The 26,803-nt window shown below is 64.6% G+C and carries 22 protein-coding genes and 1 tRNA gene; 10 read left to right on the top strand and 13 right to left on the bottom strand.

All coding sequences use genetic code 11. The annotated features are described in order from the left end of the window. Positions 1-46: 46 nt before the first annotated feature. A complete protein-coding gene (locus tag FJ959_RS03615; protein ID WP_140628506.1) occupies positions 47-1,531 on the bottom strand; it encodes an aspartate aminotransferase family protein in 1,485 nt (494 codons plus the stop codon). 12 nt (positions 1,532-1,543) lie between these two features. Next, positions 1,544-2,632, bottom strand: coding sequence for a pyridoxal-phosphate dependent enzyme (locus tag FJ959_RS03610; protein ID WP_140628504.1), 1,089 nt, complete (start codon positions 2,630-2,632; stop codon positions 1,544-1,546). A 231-nt stretch (positions 2,633-2,863) separates the two neighbouring features. On the opposite strand from FJ959_RS03610, the gene FJ959_RS03605 reads away from it, so the two are divergent. Beyond that, positions 2,864-4,945, top strand: a complete 2,082-nt coding sequence (locus tag FJ959_RS03605) for a transcriptional regulator (protein WP_140628821.1) — start codon at positions 2,864-2,866, stop codon at positions 4,943-4,945. 97 nt (positions 4,946-5,042) lie between these two features. Continuing rightward, a complete protein-coding gene (locus tag FJ959_RS03600) occupies positions 5,043-5,219 on the top strand; it encodes a hypothetical protein (RefSeq protein WP_181171862.1) in 177 nt (58 codons plus the stop codon). A 183-nt stretch (positions 5,220-5,402) separates the two neighbouring features. On the opposite strand, the gene FJ959_RS03595 is transcribed toward FJ959_RS03600, so the two are convergent. From FJ959_RS03595 to FJ959_RS03550, 10 genes are all read right to left on the bottom strand, one after another. Next, positions 5,403-5,487: transfer RNA gene (locus FJ959_RS03595), tRNA-Leu, on the bottom strand. A 137-nt stretch (positions 5,488-5,624) separates the two neighbouring features. Beyond that, positions 5,625-6,245 (bottom strand): 2,3-bisphosphoglycerate-dependent phosphoglycerate mutase, encoded by a 621-nt coding sequence (locus FJ959_RS03590; protein WP_140628499.1) that lies wholly within the window; start codon positions 6,243-6,245, stop codon positions 5,625-5,627. Positions 6,246-6,338: 93 nt separating this feature from the next. Continuing rightward, the gene (dapB, locus tag FJ959_RS03585; RefSeq protein ID WP_140628497.1) at positions 6,339-7,181 is read right to left on the bottom strand and encodes a 4-hydroxy-tetrahydrodipicolinate reductase; all 843 of its coding nucleotides are present in this window, start codon (positions 7,179-7,181) and stop codon (positions 6,339-6,341) included. After that, positions 7,178-9,049: an ABC transporter ATP-binding protein gene (locus FJ959_RS03580; protein WP_140628495.1), complete on the bottom strand. Its 1,872-nt coding sequence runs from the start codon at positions 9,047-9,049 to the stop codon at positions 7,178-7,180. Before FJ959_RS03580 ends, dapB begins: the two co-directional genes overlap by 4 nt. Positions 9,050-9,209: 160 nt before the next feature. Beyond that, on the bottom strand, positions 9,210-10,235 hold the full coding sequence (locus FJ959_RS03575; RefSeq protein ID WP_140554690.1) for a glucokinase: 1,026 nt from the start codon (positions 10,233-10,235) through the stop codon (positions 9,210-9,212). Between the two features lie 133 nt (positions 10,236-10,368). Further along, positions 10,369-10,959, bottom strand: a complete 591-nt coding sequence (locus tag FJ959_RS03570) for a cation transporter (RefSeq protein ID WP_140628492.1) — start codon at positions 10,957-10,959, stop codon at positions 10,369-10,371. A 68-nt stretch (positions 10,960-11,027) separates the two neighbouring features. Then, positions 11,028-12,113 carry a penicillin-insensitive murein endopeptidase gene (gene mepA, locus FJ959_RS03565; protein WP_140628490.1) on the bottom strand — a complete coding sequence of 362 codons (1,086 nt, stop codon included), beginning with the start codon at positions 12,111-12,113 and terminating at the stop codon, positions 11,028-11,030. Positions 12,114-12,260: 147 nt separating this feature from the next. Next, positions 12,261-13,163 carry an SDR family oxidoreductase gene (locus FJ959_RS03560; protein WP_140628488.1) on the bottom strand — a complete coding sequence of 301 codons (903 nt, stop codon included), beginning with the start codon at positions 13,161-13,163 and terminating at the stop codon, positions 12,261-12,263. After that, positions 13,160-14,314, bottom strand: coding sequence for a tRNA epoxyqueuosine(34) reductase QueG (gene queG, locus FJ959_RS03555; protein WP_140628485.1), 1,155 nt, complete (start codon positions 14,312-14,314; stop codon positions 13,160-13,162). Before queG ends, FJ959_RS03560 begins: the two co-directional genes overlap by 4 nt. Next, complete coding sequence (locus FJ959_RS03550; RefSeq protein WP_140491712.1) at positions 14,295-14,987, bottom strand: glutathione S-transferase family protein; 693 nt, start codon at positions 14,985-14,987, stop codon at positions 14,295-14,297. Before FJ959_RS03550 ends, queG begins: the two co-directional genes overlap by 20 nt. Positions 14,988-15,305: 318 nt before the next feature. Here FJ959_RS03550 and FJ959_RS03545 point away from each other — a divergent pair, with 318 nt between their 5' ends. The 4 genes from FJ959_RS03545 (at position 15,306) to FJ959_RS03535 (ending at position 21,339) form a co-directional block, all read left to right on the top strand. Then, a complete protein-coding gene (locus FJ959_RS03545) occupies positions 15,306-16,112 on the top strand; it encodes an undecaprenyl-diphosphate phosphatase (RefSeq protein ID WP_140491714.1) in 807 nt (268 codons plus the stop codon). A 244-nt stretch (positions 16,113-16,356) separates the two neighbouring features. Then, positions 16,357-17,997 (top strand): ABC transporter substrate-binding protein, encoded by a 1,641-nt coding sequence (locus tag FJ959_RS03540; RefSeq protein WP_140628482.1) that lies wholly within the window; start codon positions 16,357-16,359, stop codon positions 17,995-17,997. 318 nt (positions 17,998-18,315) lie between these two features. Beyond that, positions 18,316-18,732: a hypothetical protein gene (locus tag FJ959_RS31540; RefSeq protein ID WP_181171864.1), complete on the top strand. Its 417-nt coding sequence runs from the start codon at positions 18,316-18,318 to the stop codon at positions 18,730-18,732. Positions 18,733-18,819: 87 nt separating this feature from the next. Continuing rightward, positions 18,820-21,339 carry a DEAD/DEAH box helicase family protein gene (locus tag FJ959_RS03535; protein ID WP_140628480.1) on the top strand — a complete coding sequence of 840 codons (2,520 nt, stop codon included), beginning with the start codon at positions 18,820-18,822 and terminating at the stop codon, positions 21,337-21,339. A gap of 8 nt (positions 21,340-21,347) precedes the next feature. Here the strand turns inward: FJ959_RS03535 and lepA are convergent, their stop codons facing one another. After that, positions 21,348-23,153: a translation elongation factor 4 gene (lepA, locus tag FJ959_RS03530; RefSeq protein ID WP_140514160.1), complete on the bottom strand. Its 1,806-nt coding sequence runs from the start codon at positions 23,151-23,153 to the stop codon at positions 21,348-21,350. A gap of 209 nt (positions 23,154-23,362) precedes the next feature. Here lepA and FJ959_RS03525 point away from each other — a divergent pair, with 209 nt between their 5' ends. The 4 genes from FJ959_RS03525 to msrA all read left to right on the top strand — a co-directional run bounded on the left by FJ959_RS03525 (position 23,363) and on the right by msrA (position 26,601). After that, on the top strand, positions 23,363-24,442 hold the full coding sequence (locus FJ959_RS03525; RefSeq protein WP_140628477.1) for a TadE/TadG family type IV pilus assembly protein: 1,080 nt from the start codon (positions 23,363-23,365) through the stop codon (positions 24,440-24,442). Between the two features lie 189 nt (positions 24,443-24,631). Then, complete coding sequence (locus FJ959_RS03520) at positions 24,632-25,336, top strand: DUF1223 domain-containing protein (RefSeq protein WP_140628474.1); 705 nt, start codon at positions 24,632-24,634, stop codon at positions 25,334-25,336. Between the two features lie 127 nt (positions 25,337-25,463). Next, positions 25,464-25,742 carry a hypothetical protein gene (locus tag FJ959_RS03515; RefSeq protein WP_140628472.1) on the top strand — a complete coding sequence of 93 codons (279 nt, stop codon included), beginning with the start codon at positions 25,464-25,466 and terminating at the stop codon, positions 25,740-25,742. Between the two features lie 133 nt (positions 25,743-25,875). Next, a complete protein-coding gene (gene msrA, locus FJ959_RS03510; RefSeq protein ID WP_140628470.1) occupies positions 25,876-26,601 on the top strand; it encodes a peptide-methionine (S)-S-oxide reductase MsrA in 726 nt (241 codons plus the stop codon). The last annotated feature ends 202 nt before the right edge of the window (positions 26,602-26,803 follow it).

Below are 26,803 nucleotides of genomic sequence, written 5' to 3'. Positions count from 1 at the left end.
TTGGACCTTTCGAATCATGCCAGCAGACTCGCATGGCCGCCGCGAACTAGGAAGCCGCCTCCGCCGCGATCTGGCGTCCCAGCCGCAGCGTTTCCCGCACCAGCAGGTGAAGATCGTCGCGCCGGGTCCGGTGGTTGGTGATCGCCACGCGCAGGCAATGCTGGCCTTGCACCGTCGTGTCCGACAGTGCCGCAATGCCTTGTTCCTGCAAACGCAGCATGATCTCCGTGTTGAACCGCTTAAGCTCCTCGCCGGACGCCCCGGCAAGCCGATGCCGGAAGCAGACGATGTTGATCGTGGTCGGCGCCATCAGCACCAGCGACGGCTCGTCCTCGATCAATCCGGCGAGATAGGCCGCTTGCGCGATGTTCTGGTCGATCAGGCGGCCGAATTTGTCGACGCCATGCTCCTTCAGCGCCATCCATACTTTGAGCGCGCGAAAGCCGCGCGACGTCTGCAAACCGTAGTCGTGCAGCCATTCGCCGGAGGCGAGACCACGCGGCGTCGATTCCAGATATTCGGGGGTCACGGCGAAGGTACGGCGATGCGCGAGGGCGTCCCTGACCAGGGCGCAGCCGGCCTCGAACGGCGCGTGCAGCCATTTGTGCGGATCGAGCGCGATCGAATCGGCCCATTCGATGCCGGCGACGCGATGGGCGTTCTGCGGAGCGATGGCGACCAGGGCGCCGATGCAGCCATCGACATGGAACCAGAGCTCTTCCTCATGCGCCAGCTTGGCAAGCGCCCGCAGGTCGTCGATCGCTCCGGTGTTGACGGTGCCGGCATTGCCGATGACGCAGGCCGGTTTGAAGCCCGCCTGGCGGTCCTCGGCAATTGCCGCCCGCAAGGCCGCGATGTCGATGCGCAGCCCGGCATCGGTCGGTATTCGCCGCAAGGCCCGGTTGCCGAGGCCGAGCGCCTCCATGGCTTTGCGGTGACAGGAATGGAGTTGGTCCGAGCCATAATAGCGCAGGGGCTTCTCGATGGCGGCAACGCCGTGCTCGCGCACGTCGATGCCGGCCTTGACGTTGCGCGCCACCGTCAGCCCGATCATGTTTGCCATCGAACCGCCGCTGACCAGCGTGCCGCTGGCCGAGACGGGAAACCCCAGCATTTGCTTGCACCAGTTGACGACCTGGCAGTCCATCAGCCCGGCGGCATGGTTGCCGCCGCCGAGGTTGGAACCCTGGATCGCCGCCAGGAAATCGCCGAGCGCGCCGGTGAAGTTGCTCGAGCCCATGTACCAAGCCCAGAAGCGAGGATGGATGTTGCCCATCGGGTATGACATCACGGTGCGGGAGACCTCGCCATAGACGGCGGCTAGCCGCGCCGGCGTTCGCGGCAGGGGTGCGGCGAAGACCTCCCTCACGTCAGCCGGCATCTCCCGCCAGACCGGACGGTCGCGCACGTCGCGCAGATAGTCGACGGCATCGTCGATGACCCGGTGCGACAGGGCCTGCACATCGGCCCAGTCCAGGGGGTCAAGCGTCTCCTCGGCCACAGTGCCAGGGGTTTCCTGCGCGACGTCCATGACAGCCTCCCGTCAAGTCGCCGGGAACTGGCAGCCGGGCGTCGAGCGCGACAGCGCCGTCTCGTCGGCGTCCATCTCGGCATCGATGCCGTCGAACAGCGGCGTCGTCATGTAGCGTTCGCCTGTGTCGGGCAGCATGCACAGGATCACCGATCCGGCCGGCGCCTTCTCGGCGACCTGCCGCGCCACGGCGAAGGTGGCGCCGCCGGAAATGCCGGTGAAGATGCCTTCCTTCTGCGCCAACGCCTTGGCCCATTTGATGCCCTCGGGCCCGGCGATCGGCATCACCTCGTCATAGAGACCGGCATCGACCGCTTCCTGCAGCACGTTGGGGATGAAATCAGGCGTCCAGCCCTGGATCGGATGCGGCTCGAAGGCCGGGTGGCTGGCGGCGGGCGCCCCGTCGACACCGCGCTGCTGCGCCTTGCCGCTGCCGATGAGCTGGGCGTTGGCCGGCTCGGACAGGATGATACGGACATCCGGCCGCTCACGGCGCAGCACGCGCGCCACGCCGACCACGGTGCCGCCAGTGCCGTAGCCGGTGACGAAGCAATCGAGCCGCGAGCCGGCGAAATCATTGATGATCTCGCGCGCCGTCGTCGCCTCGTGGATGGCGGCGTTGGCCCTGGTTTCGAACTGTCGCGCCAGGAACCAGCCATTGGCCTCGGCCAGCTCCACGGCCTTCTTGTACATGCCGAACCCCTTTTCGGCGCGCGGCGTCAGCACCACCTTGGCACCCAGCATGCGCATCAGCTTGCGGCGCTCGACGGAAAAACTGTCGGCCATGGTGACGACCAGCGGATAGGCTTTCTGCGCGCAGACCATGGCGAGCCCGATGCCGGTGTTGCCGCTGGTGGCCTCGACGATGGTCTGGCCCGGCTTCAACGCGCCGCTGCGCTCGCCCTCCTCGATGATGTTGAGCGCCAGCCGGTCCTTCACCGAGGCAGCCGGGTTGAAGAACTCGGCCTTGACGTAGATCGTCGCGTGGGCCGGGCCAAGATTGTTGATGCGGATGACCGGCGTGTCGCCGACCGTGTCCAAAATGCTGTCGAACAGGCGGCCGCGGCCGGCCGTGGTTCTGATTCTTGCTTGCTGCAACATGTCTGGTCTCCTCGTCTGTGTTGGTACCTTGCGGTCACGGGCCGGTTACAAACCGGCGGCTTGGGCGGCGAGGTTTCGAGACCTTGCCGCGCTAGGGTCGCTCGACGTGCCGGCAATGCGGCTGCCCGCATCCCGGCGCGCAACTCGCAACCGGGTGCGTTCAGGCCGTGTTCGGTGATAAACGAGGGCCGACCGGCCAACGTGGGAGGAAGCGTGGGAGCAAGCGTGGAAATGCACGTGGAATCCGCTCGACCGAGCCTGGATCGCGGTAAGCCCGCTCTTGCCGTGCGCCTGCTCGGGCCGTTTGCGGTCGTGCGCGATGGCGTGCGGGCCGAATTGCCGGCATCGCGCAAGCTGCGCGCGCTGCTTGCCTATCTGGCGCTGGCGCCGCATCCGGTCGGACGCGCTCGGCTGTGCGAGCTCTTGTGGGATGTTCCGAACGACCCCAGGGGCGAGTTGCGTTGGTGCCTCAGCAAGCTTCGCGCCGTCCTCGACGAGCCGGGGCACCGTCGGGTCGAGACACAGGACGACACGGTCGCATTGCGCCTCGACGGCTGTTTCGTCGACGCGCTGGAGGTTAGCGCCGCCGCCGCGCAAGGGATCGCCTCCCTCGACGCGGAGCGCCTGCGATCGCTGTCGGAGCTGTTCGCCGGCGACTTTCTCGACGGTCTGGAGCTCGACCGCAGTCCGTTTTTCGAGAGTTGGCTGATCGCGCAGCGCCGCCGCTTCCAGTCGTCTCACGCCGCCGTGCTGGAGCACCTTGTCGCGGCGGTTCCGCCCGGTTCGGAGGCGGCAGCAGCCGGTCTTGACCGATGGGTGGAGCTGGCGCCGTTCGACGGCCGCGCGCATCTGGCGCTGCTCACGCATCTGGCCGGGCGCGGCGCCATCGGCGCGGCCGAGCAGCACCTGACGGCGACGGCGCAATTGTTCCAATCGGAAGGGCTCGACTTCGGACCGGTGCGCGCGGCTTGGCAGGCGCTGCGCGACAAGCCAGCGGAAGATCGGCCAGCGGAAGATCGGCCGTCGGATCGGCCGTCGGTAGATCGGCCGGCGGTAGATCGGCTTGCGGCGCAGCCCGCCGGCATCGCGGCATCGCCGCCGTCGCCCGCTCCGGCGGGCGTGGAGCCCAGCCACGCCTCGCTGGCGGTGATGCCGTTCGTCGAGACTGCCGGCCCTTGCGGCACGCGCGGCGGGATCGCCGACGGCCTGACCCATGACATCATCACGCGTCTGGCCAAGCTCAGGGATTTCTTCGTCATCGCGCGCGGCTCGGTCTTCGCGCTCGCCGAGAAAAACATCGCGCCGCAGGAAGCGGGGCGGCAGCTGAATGTGGACTATGTCGCCACCGGCACGGTGGGCACCCTGGCCGGCCGCGTCATCATCGCCGTCGAGCTCATCGAGGTTCGCACGGCCAGGATCGTCTGGGCCGAGAGCTTCGAGCGCCGGGCCGACGACCTCTTCGGCGTGCTCGACGATATCGGCAACGCGATCGTCTCGTCGATCTCGGCCGAGATCGAGACGGTCGAGCGCAACCGCGCGATGCTGAAGGCGCCCAACTCGCTCAACGCCTGGGAAGCCTATCACCGCGGCCTCTGGCACATGTATCGCTTCACCCAGCCAGAAAACGAGTTGGCGCAGCATTTCTTCAGCGTGGCGACGGCGCTCGACCCGACCTTCGCCCGCGCCCATGCCGGCCTGTCCTTCACCCATTGGCAAAGCGCTTTCCAGCGCTGGGGCGACCGCGACCACGAAAGCGCGCTAGCCTACGAGACAGCGGGGCACAGTCTCCTGGTTGACGAACAGAACCCTGCCGCGCACTGGGCGATGGGCCGGGCGCTGTGGCTGCGCGGCGAACAGGACGGATCGCTCTTCGAATTGGAACGGGCAGTGGAGCTCAGCCCCAATTTCGCGCTCGGCCACTATGCGCTGTCCTTCGTCCACTCGCAGTCAGGCGATCCGCAGGCGGCGATCGGCTCCTCCGACCATTCGCGCCATCTCAGCCCTTTCGACCCGCTGCTGTTCGGCATGCTGGGCGCGCGCGCCATGTCGCATGTGCGGCTCGGCCAGTTCGAGGAAGCGGCAGAATGGGCGCTGAAGGCGGCGGCGCGGCCCAATGCCCACGCCATCATCCTGGCGATAGCAGCACACTGCCTGGCGCTGGCCGGGCGGCTCGACGAGGCACGCAATTTCGCCGCCGCCCTCCGCAAGGCGCTGCCGGACTACCGCGCCGACGATTTCATCGGCACGTTCCGTTTCGAGGCGGACGCGGAGGCATTGTTCCGGCAAGGCGCAAAGCGGATCGGATTGAACTGAACCCGCGCAATTCCCGCCGATTAACGATTTCGGAAGGGGTTGTTTAACCGTTCATCGCTATGTCAGCGCCCGGGAGGGGCATGACAGAGAGTGTATGATGAGCGACAGCCCTGACAAGCGCAATGAATGGCGCGCCATTCTTTACGTGCAAGCCCGCGTGGCGGTCCTGTTCGTCCCGGTCGTCGCCAGCCTGCTGATCATCGCCGCACTTGCCGGCAACGACCGCAAATCCGTGCCCGCCGTCGACCGGACGGTGACAGGCTCCCTGCGATAAGGGCACGGCCATCGACAGCGCACGTTCCCCGGCAGGCGTGCGCATGATGTCGGGCAAATCCCCGCGGCTTTCTGTTGACGGGAATGACCATGCGATCAGTCGCACGGGCAACAAAAAAAGCCCGGACGAACCGGGTTTTTTCTGCGAGTCTCTGAACCGTCGAACGGTTCAGAGACGGGAATTTGGTGCCCAGAAGAGGACTCGAACCTCCACTCCTTGCGGAACACGGACCTGAACCGTGCGCGTCTACCAATTCCGCCATCTGGGCTGGTGCGGGCTCAATAAGCGGGCAAGCGGTGTGTGTCAACGCGGTTTTTGGAACATGATCCCGAAAGGTAGAACCGGCTTTCACAAAAGGCCATGCCCGGCAAGAGCCGCAGCCTCCGACTGCCGGCTCCGGACCGGTCAGCCCTCCAGCACTTCCTTCGACGCCACGGTGGAATCGGCGTTGAGCGTATAGATGACCGGCACGCCGGTGCCGAGTTCCAGCTTGACGATCTCCTCGCCCGACTTGCCGTCCAGCGCCATGATCAGCGCGCGCAGCGAATTTCCGTGGGCGGCGACCAGCACCGTGCCGCCGCGCAGCACATGCGGCTGGAGGTCGTGCAGGTAATAAGGCCAGACGCGGGCGCCGGTGTCCTTCAGGCTTTCGCCGCCGGGGGGCGGCACGTCGTAGGAGCGGCGCCAGACATGCACCTGCTCCTCGCCCCATTTCTTACGCGCGTCGTCCTTGTTGAGGCCGGAGAGGTCGCCATAGTCGCGCTCGTTCAGCGCCTGGTCGCGGATGGTTTTCAGGTCGCTCTGGCCGACGGCGTCAAGAATGTGCTGGCAGGTTTTTTGCGCCCGGACCAGCGCCGAGGTGAAGGCTATGTCGAACTTCAGGCCGCGTGCCTTGAGCTTCCGGCCGGCTGCCTTGGCCTCGGCGTGGCCCTGTTCGGTCAGGTCGACGTCACGCCAGCCGGTGAACAGGTTCTTCAAATTCCATTCGCTCTGGCCGTGGCGCACGAGCACGAGGGTTCTCGACATTTTTGCTCCTCTGGGATCTGAGCAATTCCAGCAGAAGTGGGAAGCGGTTTTCTGTCTGGAATTGCATGGGGATGAAGATGGTCCGGGGTCGTTTCAGGCAAGCCTGAGCACGTCCCGCATCGAGTAAAGGCCGGGCTTCCTGCCATGCGCCCACAGGGCTGCCTTGACGGCGCCGCGGGCGAAGATGGTGCGGTCCTCGGCATGATGGGCCAGCGTGATGCGTTCGCCGGTGCCGGCCAGGATGACGCTGTGGTCGCCGACCACCGAGCCGCCGCGCAGCGTTGCGAAGCCGATCGAGCCCGGCTTGCGCACGCCGGTGTGGCCGTCGCGGACGCGCACATCGTTGCCGGCAAGCGGCACGCCACGCCCCGCGGCGGCGGCTTCGCCCAGCAGCAGAGCGGTGCCGGACGGCGCGTCGACCTTGTGCCTGTGATGCATTTCGAGGATCTCGATGTCGAAATCCCCGGCGTCGAGGGCGCGCGCGGCCTGTTCGACCAGCACCGCCAGGAGATTGACGCCGAGGCTCATATTGCCCGACTTGACGATCGTCGCATGGCGCGCCGCGGCGGCGATCCTGGCATTGTCGTCGGCCGAGCAGCCGGTCGTGCCGATAACATGGACGATGCGCGCCTGCGCCGCATAGCCGGCGAATTCGACGGTCGCAGCCGGGGCGGTGAAATCGAGCACACCGTCCGCCCCTGCGAAGGCCGACAGCGGATCGTCCGATATCGGCACATTGATGATGCCGATGCCGGCAAGCTCGCCCGCATCCTTGCCGAGATAGGGCGATCCCTGCCGCTCGATCGCGCCGGCGACGCGTGCGCCCGGCATTGTGTGGATGGCGCGGATCAGCGTCTGGCCCATGCGGCCGGCGGCGCCCACCACCACCAGGCCCATATCGCCCGCGGGTCTGTCGGCTGTCGGCGTTTCACTCATCTCGCGCTCCCGGCGATGCCCTGCGTCTCGATAGGTTGCGTCGGCCCTGGCGCCGGAGTTTGGATCGGCGCGCCGTCATCGACAAGCCCCAGGCCCTTCCTGCCCTGCACCCGGTGGAAGCGGGAATAGACGCTGTGCGGGTCGGCCATCAGCGAGGCATGGGTGCCCTGTTCGACCAGATGACCCTGTTCCAGCACGATGATGTGGTCGGCATTGACCACCGTCGACAGCCGGTGGGCGATGACGATGGTGGTGCGCCCCTCCATGACGTGGGTCAGCGCTTCCTGGACCTTGGCTTCCGCCTCATTGTCGAGCGCCGAGGTCGCCTCGTCGAGCAGCAGGATCGGCGCCTGGCGGACGATGGCGCGGGCGATCGACACACGCTGGCGCTGGCCACCCGACAGCGACGCGCCGTTTTCGCCGACGGGCGTGTCGTAGCCGAGCGGCTGCTGGCGGATGAAGCCGTCGGCCTGGGCCAGTCGCGCGGCCTGCTCGATCTCGGCGTCGGTGGCGGAGAGCCGGCCATAGCGGATGTTGTCGCGGATGGTGCCTTCGAACAGATAGGGCTGCTGCGAAACATAGGCGATGGAGCTGCGCAGCGATTGCTTGGTGATCTTGGAAATGTCCTGGCCGTCGATCTCGATCGTGCCCGACTCGACGTCGTAGAAACGCTGCAGCAGCGCCACCAGCGTCGTCTTGCCGGCGCCGGAGGCGCCGACGATGGCCGTCATCTTGCCGGCGGCGGCGACGAAACTGAGGTCCTGCAGGACCGGTGCCTCCTCGACATAGCGGAAGCTCACATTGTCGAACCGCACTTCGCCCGTGGTGAAATTGGCCTCGGCGGCTCCCGGCGCATCGCCCTGCTGCGGCTCGAGATCGAGGATTTCGTAGATCATGCGCGCATTGACCAAAGCGCGCTCCATGCCGACCTGCATGCGCGCCAGCCGCCTTGCCGGGTCGTAGGCCAGCATCAGCGCGGTGATGAAGGAGAAGACGGCGCCCGGCGGCTGCCCGAGGACGAGCGCACGATAGCCGGAGTAGGCGATGACGCCGGTGACGGCGAGACCGGCCAGCATGTCGGAAATCGGCGACAGCCGCTCCGAAACCCGGGCGATCTTGTTGCCGCGGTGCTCGGCGCTGTTGGCGAGCTGGCCGATGCGCCGCGACAGCTCGTCCTCCATGGTGAAGGCCTTGACGATGGCGATGCCTTGCGTGGCTTCCTGCATGGCGCCGATCAGCCGCGAGTTGATCTGCACCGATTCGCGGGTGATGCGGCGCACCCGGCGCATCAGATAGACAACGGTGTAGATGAGCGGCGGCCCGATCACCAGCGAGCTGAGCGACAGGACCGGATCCTGGTAGATCATGACGCCGAGCAGCCCGAACAGCGTCACCCCGTCGCGCGCGATCGACGTCAGCGTCATCGACAGCAGGTCGCGAATGCCGTTGACGTTCTCGTTGACCTGCGCCGCCAGCCGGCCCGATCTCGTGTCGTTGAAGAAACCGACGCCGAGCTTCATCAGGTGATCGAAGATGCGGCGCTGGTAGCGCGCAACCAGATTGTTGCCGACGGTCGCCAGCGTCACCGCCTGGCCGTAGCCGGCGAAACCGCGCACGAGAAAGGCGCCCATGACGCCGGCGCAAATCCACACGATCAGATCGCCGCGCCGCTCGTAGAAGATCTGGTTGACGACAGGGCTCATGATCCAGGCGGTGAAAGCGGTCGTGGCGGATACCGCCAGCAGGCAGGCGCCGGCAAAGATGTAGGACCAAAGGTAGTCGCGGCCATTCTCGGCGATGATACGGCGCAGCACCGCCCAGACCTCGCCGGGAGTGGCTTTCTGCTTATGTGGAGCTTGGAGTGTCAAATCGGCAGCGCTTCGTGGTTTCCGCTTGGCAAGACCGGGCTGCACACAGCATCCCTTCTGGCGCCCCTCTTAGCGCCAAGCGGCCGGCTTGCCTATGCCTGCGGCTGATTAACTTCGTCGCGGGGACCGGACGGACGCCTGGTCCGTCATGCGGCCCAGCCTAGGCCTGCCAGCGGCGGCCCGCGGTCTGCACGCCGAACAGCGAAGGGTTCCTGGCGTAGGCGGCGAGGCCCAGAAGGGCCGCCAGCGGATGGGTGATGACATAGACGGGCATGGTGCGCATCAATTCGCTGTGCGGGGCCTTGTCCTCGAAGGCGGCGCGGAAATTGCCCTGTTTCAGCGCCGGCACGATCTTCTGCGCGATGCCGCCGGTGAGAAACACACCGCCGCGGCTCATGAACACCAAGGCGAGATCGCCGGCGGTGCGCCCAAGGCAGGTGACGAATATCTCCAGCGCTTCCTGCGCAACCGGATCGGCCCTGGCAAGTGCCGCTGCGGTGATCTCGGCCGGCGTGGTGAAGGGCGACGGCTTGCCGTCCGCCTTGGCCACCGCCCGGTAGACGTTGACCAGGCCGCGTCCGCACAGGATCTGCTCGCCCGAAATGCGGCCCTCGATCTTCTCGATATGCGGGAAGACCTCGAAATCCCTGCTAGAACGCGGGCCGATGTCCATGTGGCCGCCCTCGCCGGGCACCGGGATCCAGTGGCGCAGCGCGTGCACCAGCCCGGCGACGCCGAGCCCGGTTCCGGGACCGAGCACCACGCGGCCTGCATTGGGCTCCGGCGCGCCGCCGCCGATCTTTTCCATGTGCTCTTCGCCGAGCGCCACGACGGCCAGCGCCTGCGCCTCGAAATCGTTGAGCACGACGATGTCGCTGAGGCCGAGGCTGGCGAACATCTGCCGGGGCTTGACGATCCACGGGCAATTGGTGAGCTCGATCTCGTCGCCGTCGACCGGGCCGGCCACCGCCAGCACCGCTGAATTGGGGCGGACCGAGGAGCGGTCGAGCACCGCCGCCTGGATCGCCTCGTCGATTGTGTTGTAGCTGGCGGTCTGGACGATCGCCGGCTCGCCGGCTTCCGAATTGGCGTCGAGCACGACCGAGAAGCGCGCATTGGTGCCGCCGATGTCGCCGATCAGGATCGGGAACCGCAGCGCCGTGTCGTCGTCGCCTGTGTTTGGCATGCTTTGTCGTCCGTCCCCGGCGCCCGACGGCCCATTGCCGTTCTCCCGTTGACTAGCGCATGAGTTTGAAAAGGGAAACGGTTTTCGAAACCGATGGTGCGCACGACCGATTTATGAGGTCGAACGGCCGCGACTAGACTGCCGCCTTGTGCTCCTCGCGGGCAGCGGACCAGACCTCGCGGGCCGCATCGGCGTTCATGGCGGCAATTCCCAGGCCGACAATCAGGTCGGGCCACGCAGAATGCCAGATCACCGCGGTGAGAAGGCCCGCGGCGATTATGGCGACGTTGGCAAAGGCGTCGTTCCGCGCGGAGAGGAACGCGGCCTTTGTCAGGCTGCCGCCGTGATGGCGAAAGCGCGCCAGCATGAATGCGCAGGACAGGTTCACGGCCAAGGCCCCGGCGCCCGCAAGCGACAGCGGCAGCGGCGACGGCGCGACCGGCAGGTTGAACTTGGCCCAAGCCGTCCAGAGCGTCGCCAACGCAGGCACCAGAAGAATCGCCGCCAGAGCCATGCCGACCCTTGCGCGGCTGCGTGCGCCCCAGCCCAGGGCAACGAGAATAAGCAAATTGAGCGAGGCATCTTCCAGGAAATCGACACTGTCCGCGAACAGCGACACGGAGCCGATCGCGGATGCCACGGCGAACTCGACGATGAAGTAGCCCAGGTTCAGAAGGGCCACCCACCGGACGACGCGGCGAAGGCCTATATCCTGCGTTTGCAATGCCGGCCCTCCTGCTCGCGGGGTAACGAATGAACGGCGGCGAAGCGCCGGGGCGTCAACTGACGCGGTCAGTTTCCCGGCCGTGGCCGCGGCACCGGTACGCCGATCTCGGGCGTCGCGGTGAAGGCGTTCACCATGCCCGGCAGGCCGGCCGTGCCGCTGGCCGCGGTCGCGGGCAGCGACGGCGCCTCGGGTTCGGGCGCGGCGACCGCGACCGGCACGGCGCCGCTATGGTAGGTGGCTGCCTCGACCGAGGCCGGCCCGGGCGCGTCGAGCACGGCGCGGCATTCTCTCGGCAGGTTCGCCATGGTCATCAGGTCGCGCGCCTTGGGCGCATCCGGGTTCTTGTTGGGCCGCCAAGGCTCCTGCGTGAACCACCAGGCCAGCGGCTTGCCGCAGCCGTCGTCGGCCGGGGTCGCTTCCTGTGCCTTGCAGTTGGGCGAGCCCGGCTGGCAGCCGATGCGCATGTGGAAGTGATAGTCGTGGCCCCAGAACGGCCTGATCTTGCGCAACCAGGAGCGGTCGCCCCTGACGGTGTCGCAGAGTTTCTTCTTGATGCCGGGATTGACCAGGATGCGCTCGACCTCGGGATAGCTCGCCGCGCGCTTCAAAAGCCGCGTATGCGCCGACGTCCACAGCGCGTCCTTCACCAGATGCGTCTTTTCGTCGACCATCAAGGTCGCGCTCATCGTCTCGCGCCGCGCCATCGACAACGGCCGGCTGGGCATCGGCGTCAGCCAGATGTCGGCATCGAGCCCGATCTGGTGCGAGGCATGGCCCGTCAGCATCGGGCCGCCGCGCGGCTGCGCGATGTCGCCGATCAAAAGGCCCGGCCAGCCGTCGGCGACGGCATCGCGCGACAGTTTCTCGACCAGCGCGATCATCGCCGGATGGCCCCAGCGGCGATTGCGCGACGGCCGCATCACCTGCCAGGTCGGGCCGTCCATGGGGATGGCGACGCCGCCGGCAAAGCAGCCCTTGGAGTAGAAGCCGAAGGATTGCGGCGCGGCCGCCGCCGGCAGTTTCATCGCGCCGAACAGGTCCTTTGCCCGTTCCTCGGCCATTGCCGGCCGCACCGCGAGACTTGTGAGGGCGAGCAGGCCAAAAGCCGCCGCCAGCTGTGAACGCTTGCCGAGCCGCATCGCTGTCTCCATGAACCCCCGCCGCAAACCCAAGCCCGAATCATAGCACGCAATGGACGTTGCTTCGATCGCCGGAGCGGTTCCGTTTTTCACAAACCGGTCAACCGCCCTGTTTTCTTTTCCGACGCATTCCGGCCCGAAACCGTGTCACGGAATGCGTCAGCGTTTCATCGGGCTGCGCGGCGCGCCGTCGCGCCAGTCGCCGCTTGCCCACATGTGGTCGAAGGCGGCGCGGTAATCCGGGAAGCGGAACCGGTAGCCCGCCGCCTTGAGCGCCGCGTTGGCGACGCGCTTGTTCTCGCCATAGAAGGACCGCGCCATGGGCGAAAGTTGGGCGGCCTCGAAGGGAATTTCAGGCGGCGGTGTGATGCCCATCAGCGCGGCGGCATAGGCCACCACGTCCTGCGGCGGCGCCGGCTCATCGTCGGTGACGTTGAAGATGCCGGCTGTGTTGCCCCCGACGAGATGCCACAGCGCGCCGGCTATATCGTCGCAGTGGATGCGGTTGAACACCTGGCCGGGCTTGACCAGCCGCCGCGCGGTGCCGTTTTCCAGATTGACCAAGGCGTTACGGCCGGGGCCGTAGATGCCGGAGAGCCGCAACACCGCCACCGGCCGGCCGATCTCGCGGCCAAGCCGCAGCCAGTCCTGCTCGGCCGCCACCCGCATCGCCGAGCGTTTCGACACCGGCCGGCATTGCGTCGTCTCGTCGACCCAGGCGCCGCCATGGTCGCCATAAACGCCGACGGTGGAGAGATAGCCGATCCATTCGAGCGCGGGCATCCGCACGATCGCCTCGCGGGCGGCATTCAGCACGGGATCGCCGGCCTCCTCGGGCGCGATCGAGATCACGAGATGGGTTGTTGTCGCCAGCGCGTCGCCGATTTCGCCGGTCAGCGCGCCATCGAACAGCAGCGGCGCGATGCCGGCCTGGCGGAGCGCCTCGAATTTTTCCGCGGAGCGCGTCGTGCCGCCGACCGTCGTGGCGGACTCCCTGTTGGCGCGCGCAAAAGCCTTGCCCGAATAACCGGCGCCGAAGATGAATATCCGCTTTCCACTCATGCAGGCGCCCTGGCTGGAACTGGCCGCGCCCATTCCACGCGCACGGCCGCGTCGCTCTCGGTTTTCAGGCCGGTCGCGGCGCGTTCGGCATATTCGGCCTCGGGCACCAGCCGCGCCAGCGCCCATATTGCCGCGCCCCGCACCAGCGGCGAGGCGTCGGCGAGCAAGGCGCGCACCGCGCCGGCAAGCGCTGCATCGCCGGAATTGCCGGCAGCGATCAGCACGTTGCGGACAAAGCGGTCGCGGCCGATGCGCTTGACCGGCGAGCCGGAAAAGAAGGCGCGAAACGCCGCGTCGTCCAGCCGCAGAAGATCGGCCAGCGCCGGCTCGCGTAGATCGTCGCGCGCGGCGAGCTTGGCCTCGGACGCCACCTTGGCGAACTTGTTCCATGGGCAGGCGGCGAGACAGTCGTCGCAGCCATAGATGCGGTTGCCGATCGCCTCGCGGAATTCATGCGGGATCGGGTCCTTGTTCTCGATGGTGAGATAGGAGATGCAGCGCCGCGCATCGAGCCGGTAGGGCGCCGGGAAGGCATCGGTCGGGCAGGCGTCGAGGCAGGCGCGGCAGGAGCCGCAATGGTCCTCCTCCGGCAGGTCTGGAACCAGTTCGGCCGTCGTGAAGATGGTGCCGAGGAACAGCCAGGAACCATGCTGCCGGCTGACCAGATTGGTGTGCTTGCCTTGCCAGCCGAGCCCGGCGGCCTCGGCCAGCGGCTTTTCCATGACGGGCGCCGTATCGACGAAGACTTTGACGTCGCCTCCCGCCCGCGCCACGATCTTGCCGGCGATTTCCTTCAGCCGGCCCTTCATCACCTCGTGATAGTCGCGGTTTTGCGCGTAGACCGAGATCGCGCCCCGGTCGCGCCTGGCCAACAGGTCGCGGGGATCGTGGTCCGGCCCGTAATTCATCGCCAGCACGACGATCGAACGCACCTGCGGCCACAGGCTTGACGGCTCGCTGCGGCGTTGCAGCGTCTCGGCGATCCAGCCCATGGAGCCATGGAACCCGTCCGCGACAAAGGCGGCGAGCCGGGCCGGCGCCAGCGGGATCGCATCGGGGGTGGTGACGGCGACCGCCTCGAAACCGGCGCGCCGCGCCTGCGCGTCGATCAGCGCGCGCAGTTTTGCGGCGTCAGAAGTCGAGGTCCGCATAATGCGACACCGGCGACAGGCCGCGCACCCGGTCGGTCAACAGCGGCCGGAACGAAGGCCGCGACTTCACCCGCGTGTACCATTCGCGCGCGGCAGTGTGCTCGCGCCAGTCGATCTCGCCGAGATAGTCGAGCACCGAAAGGGTAGCGGCGGCGGCGAGGTCGGCATAGGTGACCCTCGATCCGGCCAGCCAGTGGCGGGTGCCGGCCAGCCAGTTGGTGTATTTCATGTGCTGGCGGATGTTGGCCCGCGCCGCGCGGATGGCGGCCGAATCGGGCGAGCCGCCACCCGCGGTTTCCGGCATGACCGGCTTCAGCACGCGCTCGCGCACCAGATGCCGGGTGACTTCGCTCTCGGCCTTGTGGAGATACCAGTCGGTCAGCCGGCGGATCTCGGCGCGCTGCATCGGGTCCTCGGCGAACAGGCGCTTGTCGCGCTTCAGGACGCCGCGCGTCTCGTCGAGATATTCCGAGATGACCGTGGCGCCGACGATCGGCACATCGCCCTCGGCCAAAAGGATCGGCAGCGTGCCGGCCGGGTTCAGCGCCAAGAACTCCTTGCGCCGCGTCCACGGCTTCTCCTCGATCAGCGCCAGCTCCTCGCCATACTCGCCGAAAGCGAGGCGCACGAACCGGCAGGAGGCGAACATGGGATGATGGAAAAGCGTCAGCATGGTTCCGCGATGATAAAGCGCACTGGTGGTTTGGATTTGAAGTTCCTGTCCCCTCAACGGCATCCGCGTTCAGGAACTTCAAATTCAAACCACACCAGAACTTGAAGTTGGCAGTGTGGCTCAGAATCCGGAATTCGCGCATCGCGCTCCTCCCGGGTGTGGCGAATTCCGGATTGCCACACTGGCGAATCGCCCGGCGCACCGGTAAGTCTTGGCCGCCCGGTAAGCGGGCCGTCAGGGTGTTGCGACCTATAGGGGGAGTTCGGCGCCATGACAAGCAAGCCCTGTCAGCCCATCCAGCGAATGCCGAGGTAGCCAATGGAAAGCCAGACAATCGTCGAAGCCCTGCTGCTCGGTCTGCTGGAGGGATTGACCGAGTTCATTCCGGTGTCCTCGACCGGCCATATCCTGCTCGCCGGCCACTTTCTCGGCTTCCACTCGACCGGCAAGGCCTTCGAGATCCTGATCCAGCTCGGCGCCATCTTGGCCATTCTGAGCGTCTATTTCCGGCGCTTGTGGCAGATGCTGCTCGACCTGCCGCATGACCGGCTGACGCGGCATTTCGTCATCGGCATCCTCATCGCCTTCCTGCCGGCGGCCGTCATCGGCGCGCTGGCGCATGATTTCATCAAAACCATCCTATTCGAATCGCCGCGGCTGATCTGCATCATGCTGATCATCGGCGGCGTGGTGCTGCTCGCCGTCGACCGCATGAAGCTCAAGCCGATGTACCGCGACGTCGAACGCTTCCCGACGCGGCTCTATTTGCAGATCGGGCTGTTCCAGTGCCTGTCGCTGATCCCCGGCACCTCGCGCTCGGGATCGACCATCGTCGGCGCGCTGCTGCTTGGCGTCGACAAGCGGGCGGCGGCGGAATTTTCCTTCTTCCTCGCCATCCCCACCATGGTCGGCGCCTTCGCCTTCGACCTGTTCAAGAACCGCAACGTGCTGACGTCGGCCGACCTGCCGATCATCGCCGTCGGCTTCGTCGCCGCCTTCGTCACCGCGCTGCTGGTGGTGCGCCTGCTGCTCGATTACGTCTCGCGCAAAGGCTATGCGCTGTTCGGCTGGTGGCGGCTGGTGGTCGGCATCGTCGGGCTGGCCGCGCTGATGATCTGGGGGTGACCTCGTCATCCACGGGCGAAGCAAGGAGCGCAGCGACGCCGCGCAGACCCGTGGATGACGAAGGTGAAGGCCTTCGCGGGCCCCCTTCATGCGAACCTCCTGCGGAGCAGCGCACAAGTCTTGCGGATTCCAGAACACTCCGCTGCGTAAGCTCGCCCTATCATCCCTCAGGCAATGGCGTCCGGCGAGCCGCATCCGCCCCCGCGCACGCGGCCGGCCGGGCGCCCAACAAGAGGGAACGACGATGAAATTCATGCTGACCGGCAGGAAACTGCACCCGAAAGCCAAACCCGTCGCCGAGGATTTCAGGAGCGGCGCCATCAACCGGCGCGAATATCTGGCGCTCATGGCCGGGCTCGGCGTCAGCGCCGCCGGCGCTTTTGCCCTGGGCGGGCTGGCGCCCACGCCCGCCCGCGCGGCGGAGCCCAAGAAGGGCGGCGTGCTGCGCGTCGCCATGAACGTCAAGGGTTTCAAGGATCCGCGCACCTTCGACGGCGTCGAAATGTCCAACGTCGCCCGCCACTGCAACGAATATCTGGTGCGCTGGAACACCGACTTCTCGTTCGAGCCCTGGCTGCTCGAAAAATGGGAGATGAGCGACGACGCCAAGACGCTCACGCTGCATGTGCGCAAGGGCATCACCTGGTCGAACGGCGATGCCTTCAACGCCGAGGATGTCGTCCACAACCTCACCCGCTGGTGCGAGGCCGGCGTTGCCGGCAATTCGGTCGCCGCGCGCATGGGCGCGCTGGTCAATGCCGACACCAAGAAGGTGGTCGATGGCGGCATCGAGAAGGTCGACGACTACACGATCAAGCTCAACCTGCCCAAGCCCGACATTTCCCTGATCGCCGGCATGGCCGACTATCCCGCGCTGATCATGCACCGCTCCTATGAGGGCGACGGCGATCCGCTGAAGGCGCTTTCGATCACCACCGGCCCCTGCGAGCTGGTGAAGTGGGACGCCGAGACGGGAGCCGAGGTAAAGCGCAAGGACAAGCCCTGGTGGAAGGGCGAATTCTACCTGGATGGGATCCAGTGGATCGACTACGGCTCCGACCCCAACGCCATGCTGTCGGCGTTCGAATCCGGCGAGATCGACACCGACCACGAGACCGCCTCCGATGCCGTCTCGCAGACCGAGCAGATGGGCCTGAAGAATTCCGAGATCGCCACCGGCTCCACCATCGTCGCCCGCTTCAATGTCGCCAACGCGCCCTATGACAACGTGAAGGTGCGCCGCGCCGCCCAGCTCGCCGTCGACAACTCCGCCGTGCTGGCGCTCGGCCTTGGCGGCAGGGGCAAGCCCGCCGACAACCACCATGTCGGCCCCATGCACCCCGAATATGCCGATATCGGCCCGGCCAAGCGCGACGTCGAGGCGGCCAAGAAGCTGCTGGCCGAGTCCGGCAAGGCGGACCATGAATACGACCTCATCTCGGTCGACGTCGAATGGCAAAAGAGCACCGGCGACGCGATCGCCGCGCAGATGCGCGAGGCCGACCTCAAGATCAAGCGCACCGTGCTGCCCGCCGCCACCTTCTGGAACGACTGGAGCAAATATCCCTTCTCCTGCACCGAATGGCTGGGCCGCCCGCTCGGCGTCCAGGTGCTGGCGCTGGCCTACAAATCCGGCGCCGCCTGGAACGAAAGCGCCTACGCCTCGAAGGAGTTTGACGAGCTGCTCGACAAGGCGCTCGCCACCCCCGACGCCGCCCAGCGCAAGGAGATCATGGCCGGCATCGAGAAGAATTTGCGAGACAGCGGCATCATCATCCAACCCTACTGGCGCTCGGTCTACCGGACCTATCGCAAGGGCGTCGAAGGCTGCGAGCAGCACCAGGCGCTGGAGCAGCATTTCGAGAAGGTGTGGCTGGAAGGGTGAGGCCAGCGCCGACCTGATTTCCTCGCCCCGCGAAAGCGGGGTCCGAAGGACGGGCGAGACCCGTGGCTCGCCCCAGGGCGGTGGCCTCGCGAAGCGAGGTCGGATGAGGGGTGCTCCAGCTCGGCGCGGGCGTCGACAACCGCCGAATCAAAGCAGATTCACCATCACCTCACTCCGCTGGAACACCCTCAACCGTCTCGGCGCTGCGCGCCGATCCACCGCCCCGGGCGAGTCACGGGCCTCGCCCGCCCTTCGGGCCCCACAAGGGGAGAAGGAAAGCTGGCCGCGACGCCGGCGCTCTTTCTGCAGCGCTGGCGATTGGCGAAAGCGGCGATGATAGCGTCCTTCGCCCCGTTTACGGGGAGAAGATGGCGGCAGCCAGATGAGGGGCAGCGCCAACGCCTGAAATTGAAGCGCCCCCGCGCGCGCGGTGAGCCGAATCCAGAGCGCAAAAGTGCTGGGCTCGCTAAGCATGACAAACGCTGCCGCCCAAAGCGAGATGCCGCCGAGCGCAAGCTGGCCTCCAGCCCCGCCGCATTGCCGGCCATCAACAAAGTCTCGTCGGCCAGGAAGTCAGGAGCCTGCGACGGCTACGCAGGCACTGCCAAGCCGCTGATGTTTCATCCCTATCTGGGCGGTGGCGACCACGAGTGCGCCCCGAACGTCGAAGGAAACAAATACGAAGCAGTTGACGACGTAGGCGTCAAAGAGTTCGACAAAGGCAGCATGAGCTAGTCCGCTCGAACGTCGCCCCGAAAAACAATACACTATACTGCAAGGAAAACTCGTGTAAGGCTATCACTTAGTGCTTGGGAGGGTGATATGGTTGAAACGTTTGACTTTGGGGGTCTGAAGAAGCCGGGGGCTGGCGACAAGCCTCACGATCCAAAGGAAATATTTAGCCGACGGCCCTCTGGGAAATCCTCGATAAAGGAGCTTTGGCAAGGCCAAGCCCTCGCCCTTGATGAATGGGCTAAGCATTACGACAAAAATACCATTATCTCAATGTACACGGGTGCAGGAAAGACGCTGGTCGGCGTGTTGATAGCTCAAAGTTACGTTAACCGTGGATATCAGAACGTACTATATGCCTGCCCAACTATTGACCTAATCAAGCAAACGTTAAAAGAGGCAAATTCTGTTGGAATAAATCCAACAACATATTATGGAGGCGCGTTTTCGGACGACAAGTTTGAACAGGGCAAGTCATTTTGCGTGACGACATACCAGGCGTTATTGCCAGCGCGGACAAAGTTCAAGGGCGCAAAGGCTCCTGGTGCAATCATATTTGATGACGCACATGTGGGGGAACGGCTTGTCCGAGAGGCATTCACGATAGTCGCAAACAAGACCTACAGTCCAGAACTATTTCATTCCTTGGCAGCAGAGATTCGCACAATTTTTGACGAATTGAATATTGCTCATAACTTCGATCAAGCGGTTAATGAGTCTAGCGGGGGAATTGCTTTGGCGCCTCCGGTTGGGGTCTTCAAGCATTCCGGTCGGCTTCAGGAGATACTGAAGAATAATATATCGGACAATGATACGTCAAACGTACTATCGCTTGACTATCTAAGGGGGCGGATAGGGCTTTGCGCAATCACTATCTCGAGAGATCGTATCGAGATAACGCCGCCATTTCTCCCATCTCTTCACATGAATATTCTTGAAGACAACGCGGCGCCGAAAGTTTTTCTATCGGCGACGATTCAATCGAAAGCTGATGTCATTCGAGCATTTGGCCGGTCGTCAATTCCCATTGAACCGCCCGTGGACGCCGGCCGGGGCGAACGAGTTCTTCTTTTTGGCAGTTCGGTATCCAAGTTCACGAACGACACGGGCAACGTGCGAAAACTTAGTCAACGTCACAAAGTTCTGATCGCCGTCCCAAGCGACAAGAGGGCATTGTCTTGGCGGACAGTGGTGGATCAACCGTCCAATGACGCCGATTTTAGTGCTAGGCTAAATGCATTCCGTGCGGCAGACAGTGGCGCTTTCATTCTCGTGGGGCGCTATGACGGCATCGACCTCCCGGATGATCAATGCAGAATAATGGTGGTAGATGGGTTACCCGTCGGCATTACCCAGCTTGAGCGCTACTCGTTCGACACGCTGCGCCTAGATAGGGCGTTTCTTTCCACGGTAGCCAGCCGGATCACCCAGCTCTTTGGGCGCATAAATCGCGGCAAGAATGATTTTGGGCTTTATATTATTCCCAACCGGGAAGTTGAGAACTGGATACGAAACACCCGGAATATTTCGAGCTTCCCTAGAATATTGCAGGAACAGATTCGGCTTTCGGAGTCTTTCAACGAGCAGATTAAAGACATACAATCAGAAAAGGTTGATGCTTTTATTGACCAAATTATAAATAGGGACGAGAATTGGATTTCCTTTTACGCGGCTCATATAGATAACCAAAATCTTGATGATAAAAAGATAGCTGACCGGGAGAGGGAAAATAAATTAGATGATATTTACGCTAAGAAGGAGTCAAGGTTTATACTAAAACTCTGGCAAAGCGATTTCAGCGGAGCCATCGATGAGTTCAGAGGAGATTTTTCGGATATTTCGCAGATAAATCCGAGGTTGCACGGTTGGTATTCTCTCTGGGTTGGTATCGCTCACCTCGCTATTGGTGAAGACGACGCGATGTACGACTGGTTTGATGAGGCCCGGAAAAAACTTGGAGGCCGATTGCCACTTCCGCGCAGACCTAAACCAGAAGGACTTGAGTCGGGTCTACAGGATGAAACGACATTTTTGGAAGAGGGGCTCCGTCAATTCCTGGCGCTTGACAGGCCTATGTTGGTAAAGCGGATTGGGAAGGTCGCAGAGACGGTTGCGATGGCCTTTCAACAGGAAGATCACAAAAAGGCAGAAGAAGGAATAAGGGAATTCGGTAGCGCTTTGGGCTTTGATGCGCGGCGCCCATGCACTGATCACGGCGTCGGGCCCGACGGCATATGGATCGACCATCGAGCGAAGAAGATTATCGGAATAGAGCTTAAGAGCGACAAGCAGGACTCTTCCGAGATCTCAAAAAAAGATATCGGTCAAAGCCATAATCACGTTGAGTGGATTAGACAAGAATTCCCCAACTATGAACTGGTAGGCCTGCTAATATACACTCAAGCTACAGCTATCTCAGAAAAAGCAAGCCCATCAGATTTGATGCATATTTGCTCGTTCGATTCGATGAGGCAGCTTTGGCGTGAATTTAGTGCGATAGTGGGCGATTTGAGTGCACTTACACCTGTAGAAAGATTTATAAATGCCAATCGTGTTGGCCAAGAGGAGAAGTGGTCAATAGAGGGCATACTTGCTAGTTTAACGAAATAAAGGCCCCCTCAATCCCCCATCTTCAGCGCCTGGATAAACGCCTCCTGCGGAATGTCCACCTTCCCGAACTGGCGCATCCGCTTCTTGCCTTCTTTCTGCTTGTCCAAGAGCTTGCGCTTGCGGCTCACGTCGCCGCCGTAGCACTTCGCGGTCACGTCCTTACGCAGGGCCGAGATGGTTTCCCGCGCAATGACCTTGCCGCCGATCGCGGCCTGGATCGGGATCTTGAACAGATGGTGCGGGATCAGCTCCTTCAGCTTCTCGCACATCTGGCGGCCGCGCTTTTCCGCCGCGGTGCGGTGGACCAGCATGGAGAGCGCGTCGACCGGCTCCTCGTTGACCAGGATCGACATCTTCACCAGGTCGCCTTCGCGGTAGTCGGTGAGGTGATAGTCGAACGAGGCGTAGCCCTTGGAAATCGATTTCAGCCGGTCGTAGAAATCGAAGACGACTTCGTTGAGCGGCAGGTCGTAGGTCAGCATGGCGCGCTTGCCGACATAGGAGAGGTCGGCCTGGATGCCGCGCCGGTCCTGGCAGAGTTTCAATATGCCGCCGAGATAGTCGTCGGGGGTCAGGATGGTGGCGCGGATCCACGGCTCCTCGATGGCCGAGATCTTCACCACGTCGGGCATGTCGGCCGGGTTGTGCAGTTCCTTGACCGAGCCGTCATTGAGCAGCAGCCGGTAGACGACCGATGGCGCGGTGGCGATCAGGTCGAGGTTGAACTCGCGCTCCAGCCGCTCCTGGATGATTTCCAGATGCAGCAAGCCAAGGAAGCCGCAGCGATAGCCGAAGCCGAGCGCGGCACTGGTTTCCATTTCATAGGAGAAGGAGGCGTCGTTGAGACGCAGCTTGCCGACGGCGGCGCGCAGATCCTCGAAATCGGCGGCGTCGACCGGGAACAGGCCGCAGAACACCACCGGCTGCGCCGGCTTGAAGCCGGGCAGCGCATGCGCGGTCTGGCGCTTGTCCTCGGTGATGGTGTCGCCGACGCGGGTGTCGGCCACTTCCTTGATCGAGCCGGTGAAGAAGCCGAACTCGCCGGGGCCGAGCTCCTCGACATTGATGCGGGCGGGCGTGAACACGCCGGTGCGCTCGACCAGGTATTTGGCGCCGGTGCCCATCATGCGGATGGTCTGGCCCTTTTTCAGCACGCCGTCGATGACGCGCACCAAAACGATGACGCCGAGATAGGCGTCGTACCAGCTGTCGACCAGCATCGCCTTCAAGGGAGCGGTCGCGTCGCCCTCGCGCGGCGGCGGCAATTGGTGGACGATGGCCTCCAGCACATCGGGAATGCCGAGCCCGGTCTTGGCCGAGATCAGCACGGCGTTGGAGGCGTCGATGCCGATCACCTCCTCGACCTGCTCGCGGATGCGCTCGGGCTCGGCGGCCGGCAGGTCGACCTTGTTCAGCACCACGACGATCTCATGGTTGTTGTCGATGGCCTGGTAGACATTGGCCAGCGTCTGCGCTTCGACGCCCTGAGAGGCGTCGACCACCAGCAGCGAGCCCTCGCAGGCGGCGAGCGAGCGCGACACTTCATAGGCGAAGTCGACATGGCCGGGCGTGTCGATGAGGTTGAGGATATAGTCCTCGCCATTGTTGGCGCGGTATTTCAGCCGCACCGTCTGCGCCTTGATGGTGATGCCGCGCTCGCGCTCGATGTCCATCGAGTCCAGCACCTGCTCCTTCATGTCGCGCAGCTCCAGCCCGCCGGTCAGCTGGATCAGGCGGTCGGCGAGGGTGGATTTGCCATGGTCGATATGCGCGACGATGGAGAAATTCCTGATATGGTCGAGGGGCGTGCTCATGCCGCGCGCTTTAGCAGGGGCGGCTTGCTGCGGCAAGGCTTGCGGCGCAAGGGCCGCCCTGTCATCACAAAGCGGTGAGCCGCGCGGAAAAGCCCGAAACAGCGGGCGGGCGCGGCCGGATGCTTAAACTTTGAACGATCCTCTTAGACCCCGGTTTGCCGGCGCATGTTAGTTCCCCCGCAGGTAACCGTTTTTTGGGGTAAGAAAAAATGCCGGGGCTTGCAGGAAGGTTCGCCCGCTCTCGCGGCGGCTCGATGATGCCGCTGTTCTTCATCAGCCTGGTGCCGCTGGTCACCGTGGTCGGCCTCTCGGTCGACTATACATCGGCGGTCCAGACCCGCTCCAACATGCAGCAGGCGCTCGACGCGGCGACGCTGGCCATCACCACGCTGCCGAAGACGACGGCGCTGGCGGCCCGCCAGCAGATGCTACAGGACACCTTTGCCGCCAATGGCGGGCAAGGCACCGCCACGCTGGTGAGCTTCACCATCGCGGCCAACGGCACCGCCACGGCGCAGGCCTCGGCGAGCTTCGCCATGCCGACCGACTTCATGCAGATCGCCAGGATCAACACCGTGCCGGTCGGCGTCACCTCGGCGGTCAACAAGGCGGCGGCCCTGGTGCAGACCACCTTCAAGATCGAGAAGGCGTCGGGCTGGTGGGACAAGACGATGTATCTCTACGGCACGCGATTCGGCTCGACCACGAAGCAGAAGCTGATGCAGATCAGCTATGTCTACAACAAGGGCGGCGATCCAAAGGGCTATGGCACCACCACTGTCTCCACCGTCAGCGGCACCACGCTTACCCAGGTGCAGCAGCAGGTGTGCAACACCACGACGGTCGCCAATTTCAACAACACGCCCTCCGGCGCCATCACCAGCACCGACGGCAACGGCGTCATGCGGCAGACCGTCTGCACCACCACGCCGGCCAACAGCACCGGCGCGGTCATCGACGTCAGCCAGATGGACCAGCTCTATCTCGAGATGGACGTGCCTTCCGCCGCGACGGCCAAACCGGCCCAGCCGACCACGCTCAGGTCGAACGACCCGAACACCTCGAACCGGCTCTATATCGGCACCAGCCCGACCGACATGCCCGAAATCGCCACGGGCCAGACCGTCGATATCTTCACCGCCGTGCCGTGCGGCCAGACAGGCTACCAGGCCTGGGAAGACGGCGGCTCGGCCGTGCCGGCGCCCGTCGTCAACGCCGACTTCTTCTACACCGTGATGGGCAAATGCGACTTCAACCAGCGCCCCTCGCAAATGGTGCTGACGCAATAGAGGCGAAGCTGCCGATCTCCCCCCTCGTGGGGGAGATCGGCTGTCGCGACGGCCTTTGCCAATCTCCGGCCTCTTGGAGCCCGACCAACCTTCATCACAAACCGGTGAGCGCTGTAACGAAGCGATAATTGGCGGCGAAGTGGGGGCATGAGCGGCGCATCGCGGCGCCGTCGCCCACGGAGCAATCCCATGTCGCAAGCCAAACGCAGCAGGTTCCTCGCAGTGTCCAGCCTGGGCGCGCTTGCGCTCGCGGCGTCGGTCGGCGCGGCCGCGGCGCAGCCGCTTACCGTTATCGAGCTGTTCACCAGCCAGGGCTGTTCGTCCTGCCCGCCGGCCAATGCCAATTTGATCAAGGTCAAGGACCAGCCCGGCGTGCTGGCGCTGTCCTTCAATGTCACCTACTGGGACTATCTCGGCTGGAAGGACATTTTCGGCCGGCAGGAGTTCACGCAGCGCCAGGTGAGCTACGAGCCGCCGCTCGGCCGTGACGGGCCGTTCACGCCGCAGGTGGTGGTCAACGGCCATGCCGACGCGGTCGGCGCCGCGCCCGGCGAGATCGAGCGGCTGATTGCGGCGAGCGGCCGCATCAAGGGACCGTCGCTGTCGCTCGATGGCGGCAAGGCCAGCATCGGCGCGGGGAGCGTGCCGGGCGGCAAGGCCGACATCTGGCTGGTGCGCTATGCCAGGGGCGTCGTCGAGGTGCCCGTGGCGCGCGGCGAGAACACCGGCCGCACCTTGCCGCACGGCAATGTCGTGCATGCGCTGAAAAAGCTCGGCAGCTGGACCGGAGAGGCCACGACGCTCGACGTGCCGGCGGCCGCCGACGGCCTCAGCACCGCCGTGCTGGTGCAGTCGCCCGGCGGCGGGCCGATCCTGGCCGCGGCCGCCGATTAGCTTGCCTCCGGGAACTTCCCGGTTGCGGGGAGAGACCATGCCCGATCAGAAATTGCGCAACGCCGCGCCTGCGGCGCCGCAACAGCCGGCCGCCGCGAGGGCGCGCCACCCAACCAAGGAGACCATCATGACCGTTCTTTCCCGCCTGACGCTGCCGGCGCTTGCGCTCGCTTTGTGCTCGACGGCATTGCTGGCAGGCGGCATCGCCCGTGCCGACGAGGCCACCAACGCCATGAAACCCGCCGCCGACGCGATGAAACCGGCAACCGATGCGATGAAGCCGGCCGACCCGATGGCCACCAATGCCATGAAGCCCGCCGCCGATGCTATGAAACCGGCGGACGCCATGAAGCCGGCGGTCGACGCGATGAAGCCGGCGACGGATGCGATGAAGCCTGCCAACTAGGTCAAGCCGCAGCGGAGAGTTACGCACCCGCTGGGGCCGCACGAGAATGTGAGCCTCCGCCGCAACTCGCGCATCGCGCCGGCTCCGCCAATTCAATAGACTGGACCCTATGCAAGCCATGAGGAGTGCAACCATGACCGACATCAAGAACCGTTCGAGCGGCTTCGTCCGCGGCGCGCTCGCGGCCCTCGCGCTCGCCGTCGCGGGCGCCGCCTTCTGGCTCACCCCAGCGGTTTCGGCGGAAGATGCCGTGGTGATCCCGCCACCGGCGCTGGATGAAAAGGCCGCGGGCGGCAGCGAGACGGCAGTCTTCGCCGGCGGCTGCTTCTGGGGCGTGCAGGGCGTGTTCCAGCACGTCAAGGGCGTCACCAAGGCGGTCTCGGGCTATACCGGCGGCGCCAAGGACGACGCCGTCTACGAGACCGTCGGCACCGGCCGCACCGGCCATGCCGAATCCGTCGAGATCACCTACGACCCCTCCAAAGTCACCTATGGCCAGCTGCTGCAGGTGTATTTCTCGGTCGCCCACAATCCGACCCAGCTCAACTATCAGGGGCCCGACTCCGGCACGCAGTACCGCTCGACGATCTTCGCCGAAAACGAGGCACAGAAGAAGATCGCGCAGAGCTACATCGCCCAGCTCGACCAGGCCAAGCTGTTCGGCAAGCCCATCGTCACCACGATCGAAACTGGCAAGACGTTCTATCCGGCCGAGGAGTACCACCAGGATTTCCTGACGCTCAACCCGACCTATCCCTACATCGTCTACAACGACCTGCCAAAGGTGGCGAATTTGAAGACGCTGTTCCCGAAGCTTTACAGCGACAAGCCGGTGCTGGTGCTGTCGGCCAGCAATTGAGTCTTCGCAGGGTGAGAAGAACGACAGGTCGGCGGGACGGCGCCCCCCTCTGCCCTGCCGGGCATCTTCCCCCACGAGGGGGGAGATCGGCGGCCTCGCCGTCCCGCCCCGCTGTCAACGTTAGAAATTGGCGAAAGCCGTCGCGACATCCAATCTCCCCCCTCGTGGGGGAGATGGCCGGCAGGCCAGAGGGGGGCGCGAG

Source organism: Mesorhizobium sp. B2-2-4, assembly GCF_006442375.1.
Classification (GTDB): Bacteria; Pseudomonadota; Alphaproteobacteria; order Rhizobiales; family Rhizobiaceae; genus Mesorhizobium.
This window is presented reverse-complemented; position numbering and strand designations above follow the sequence as displayed.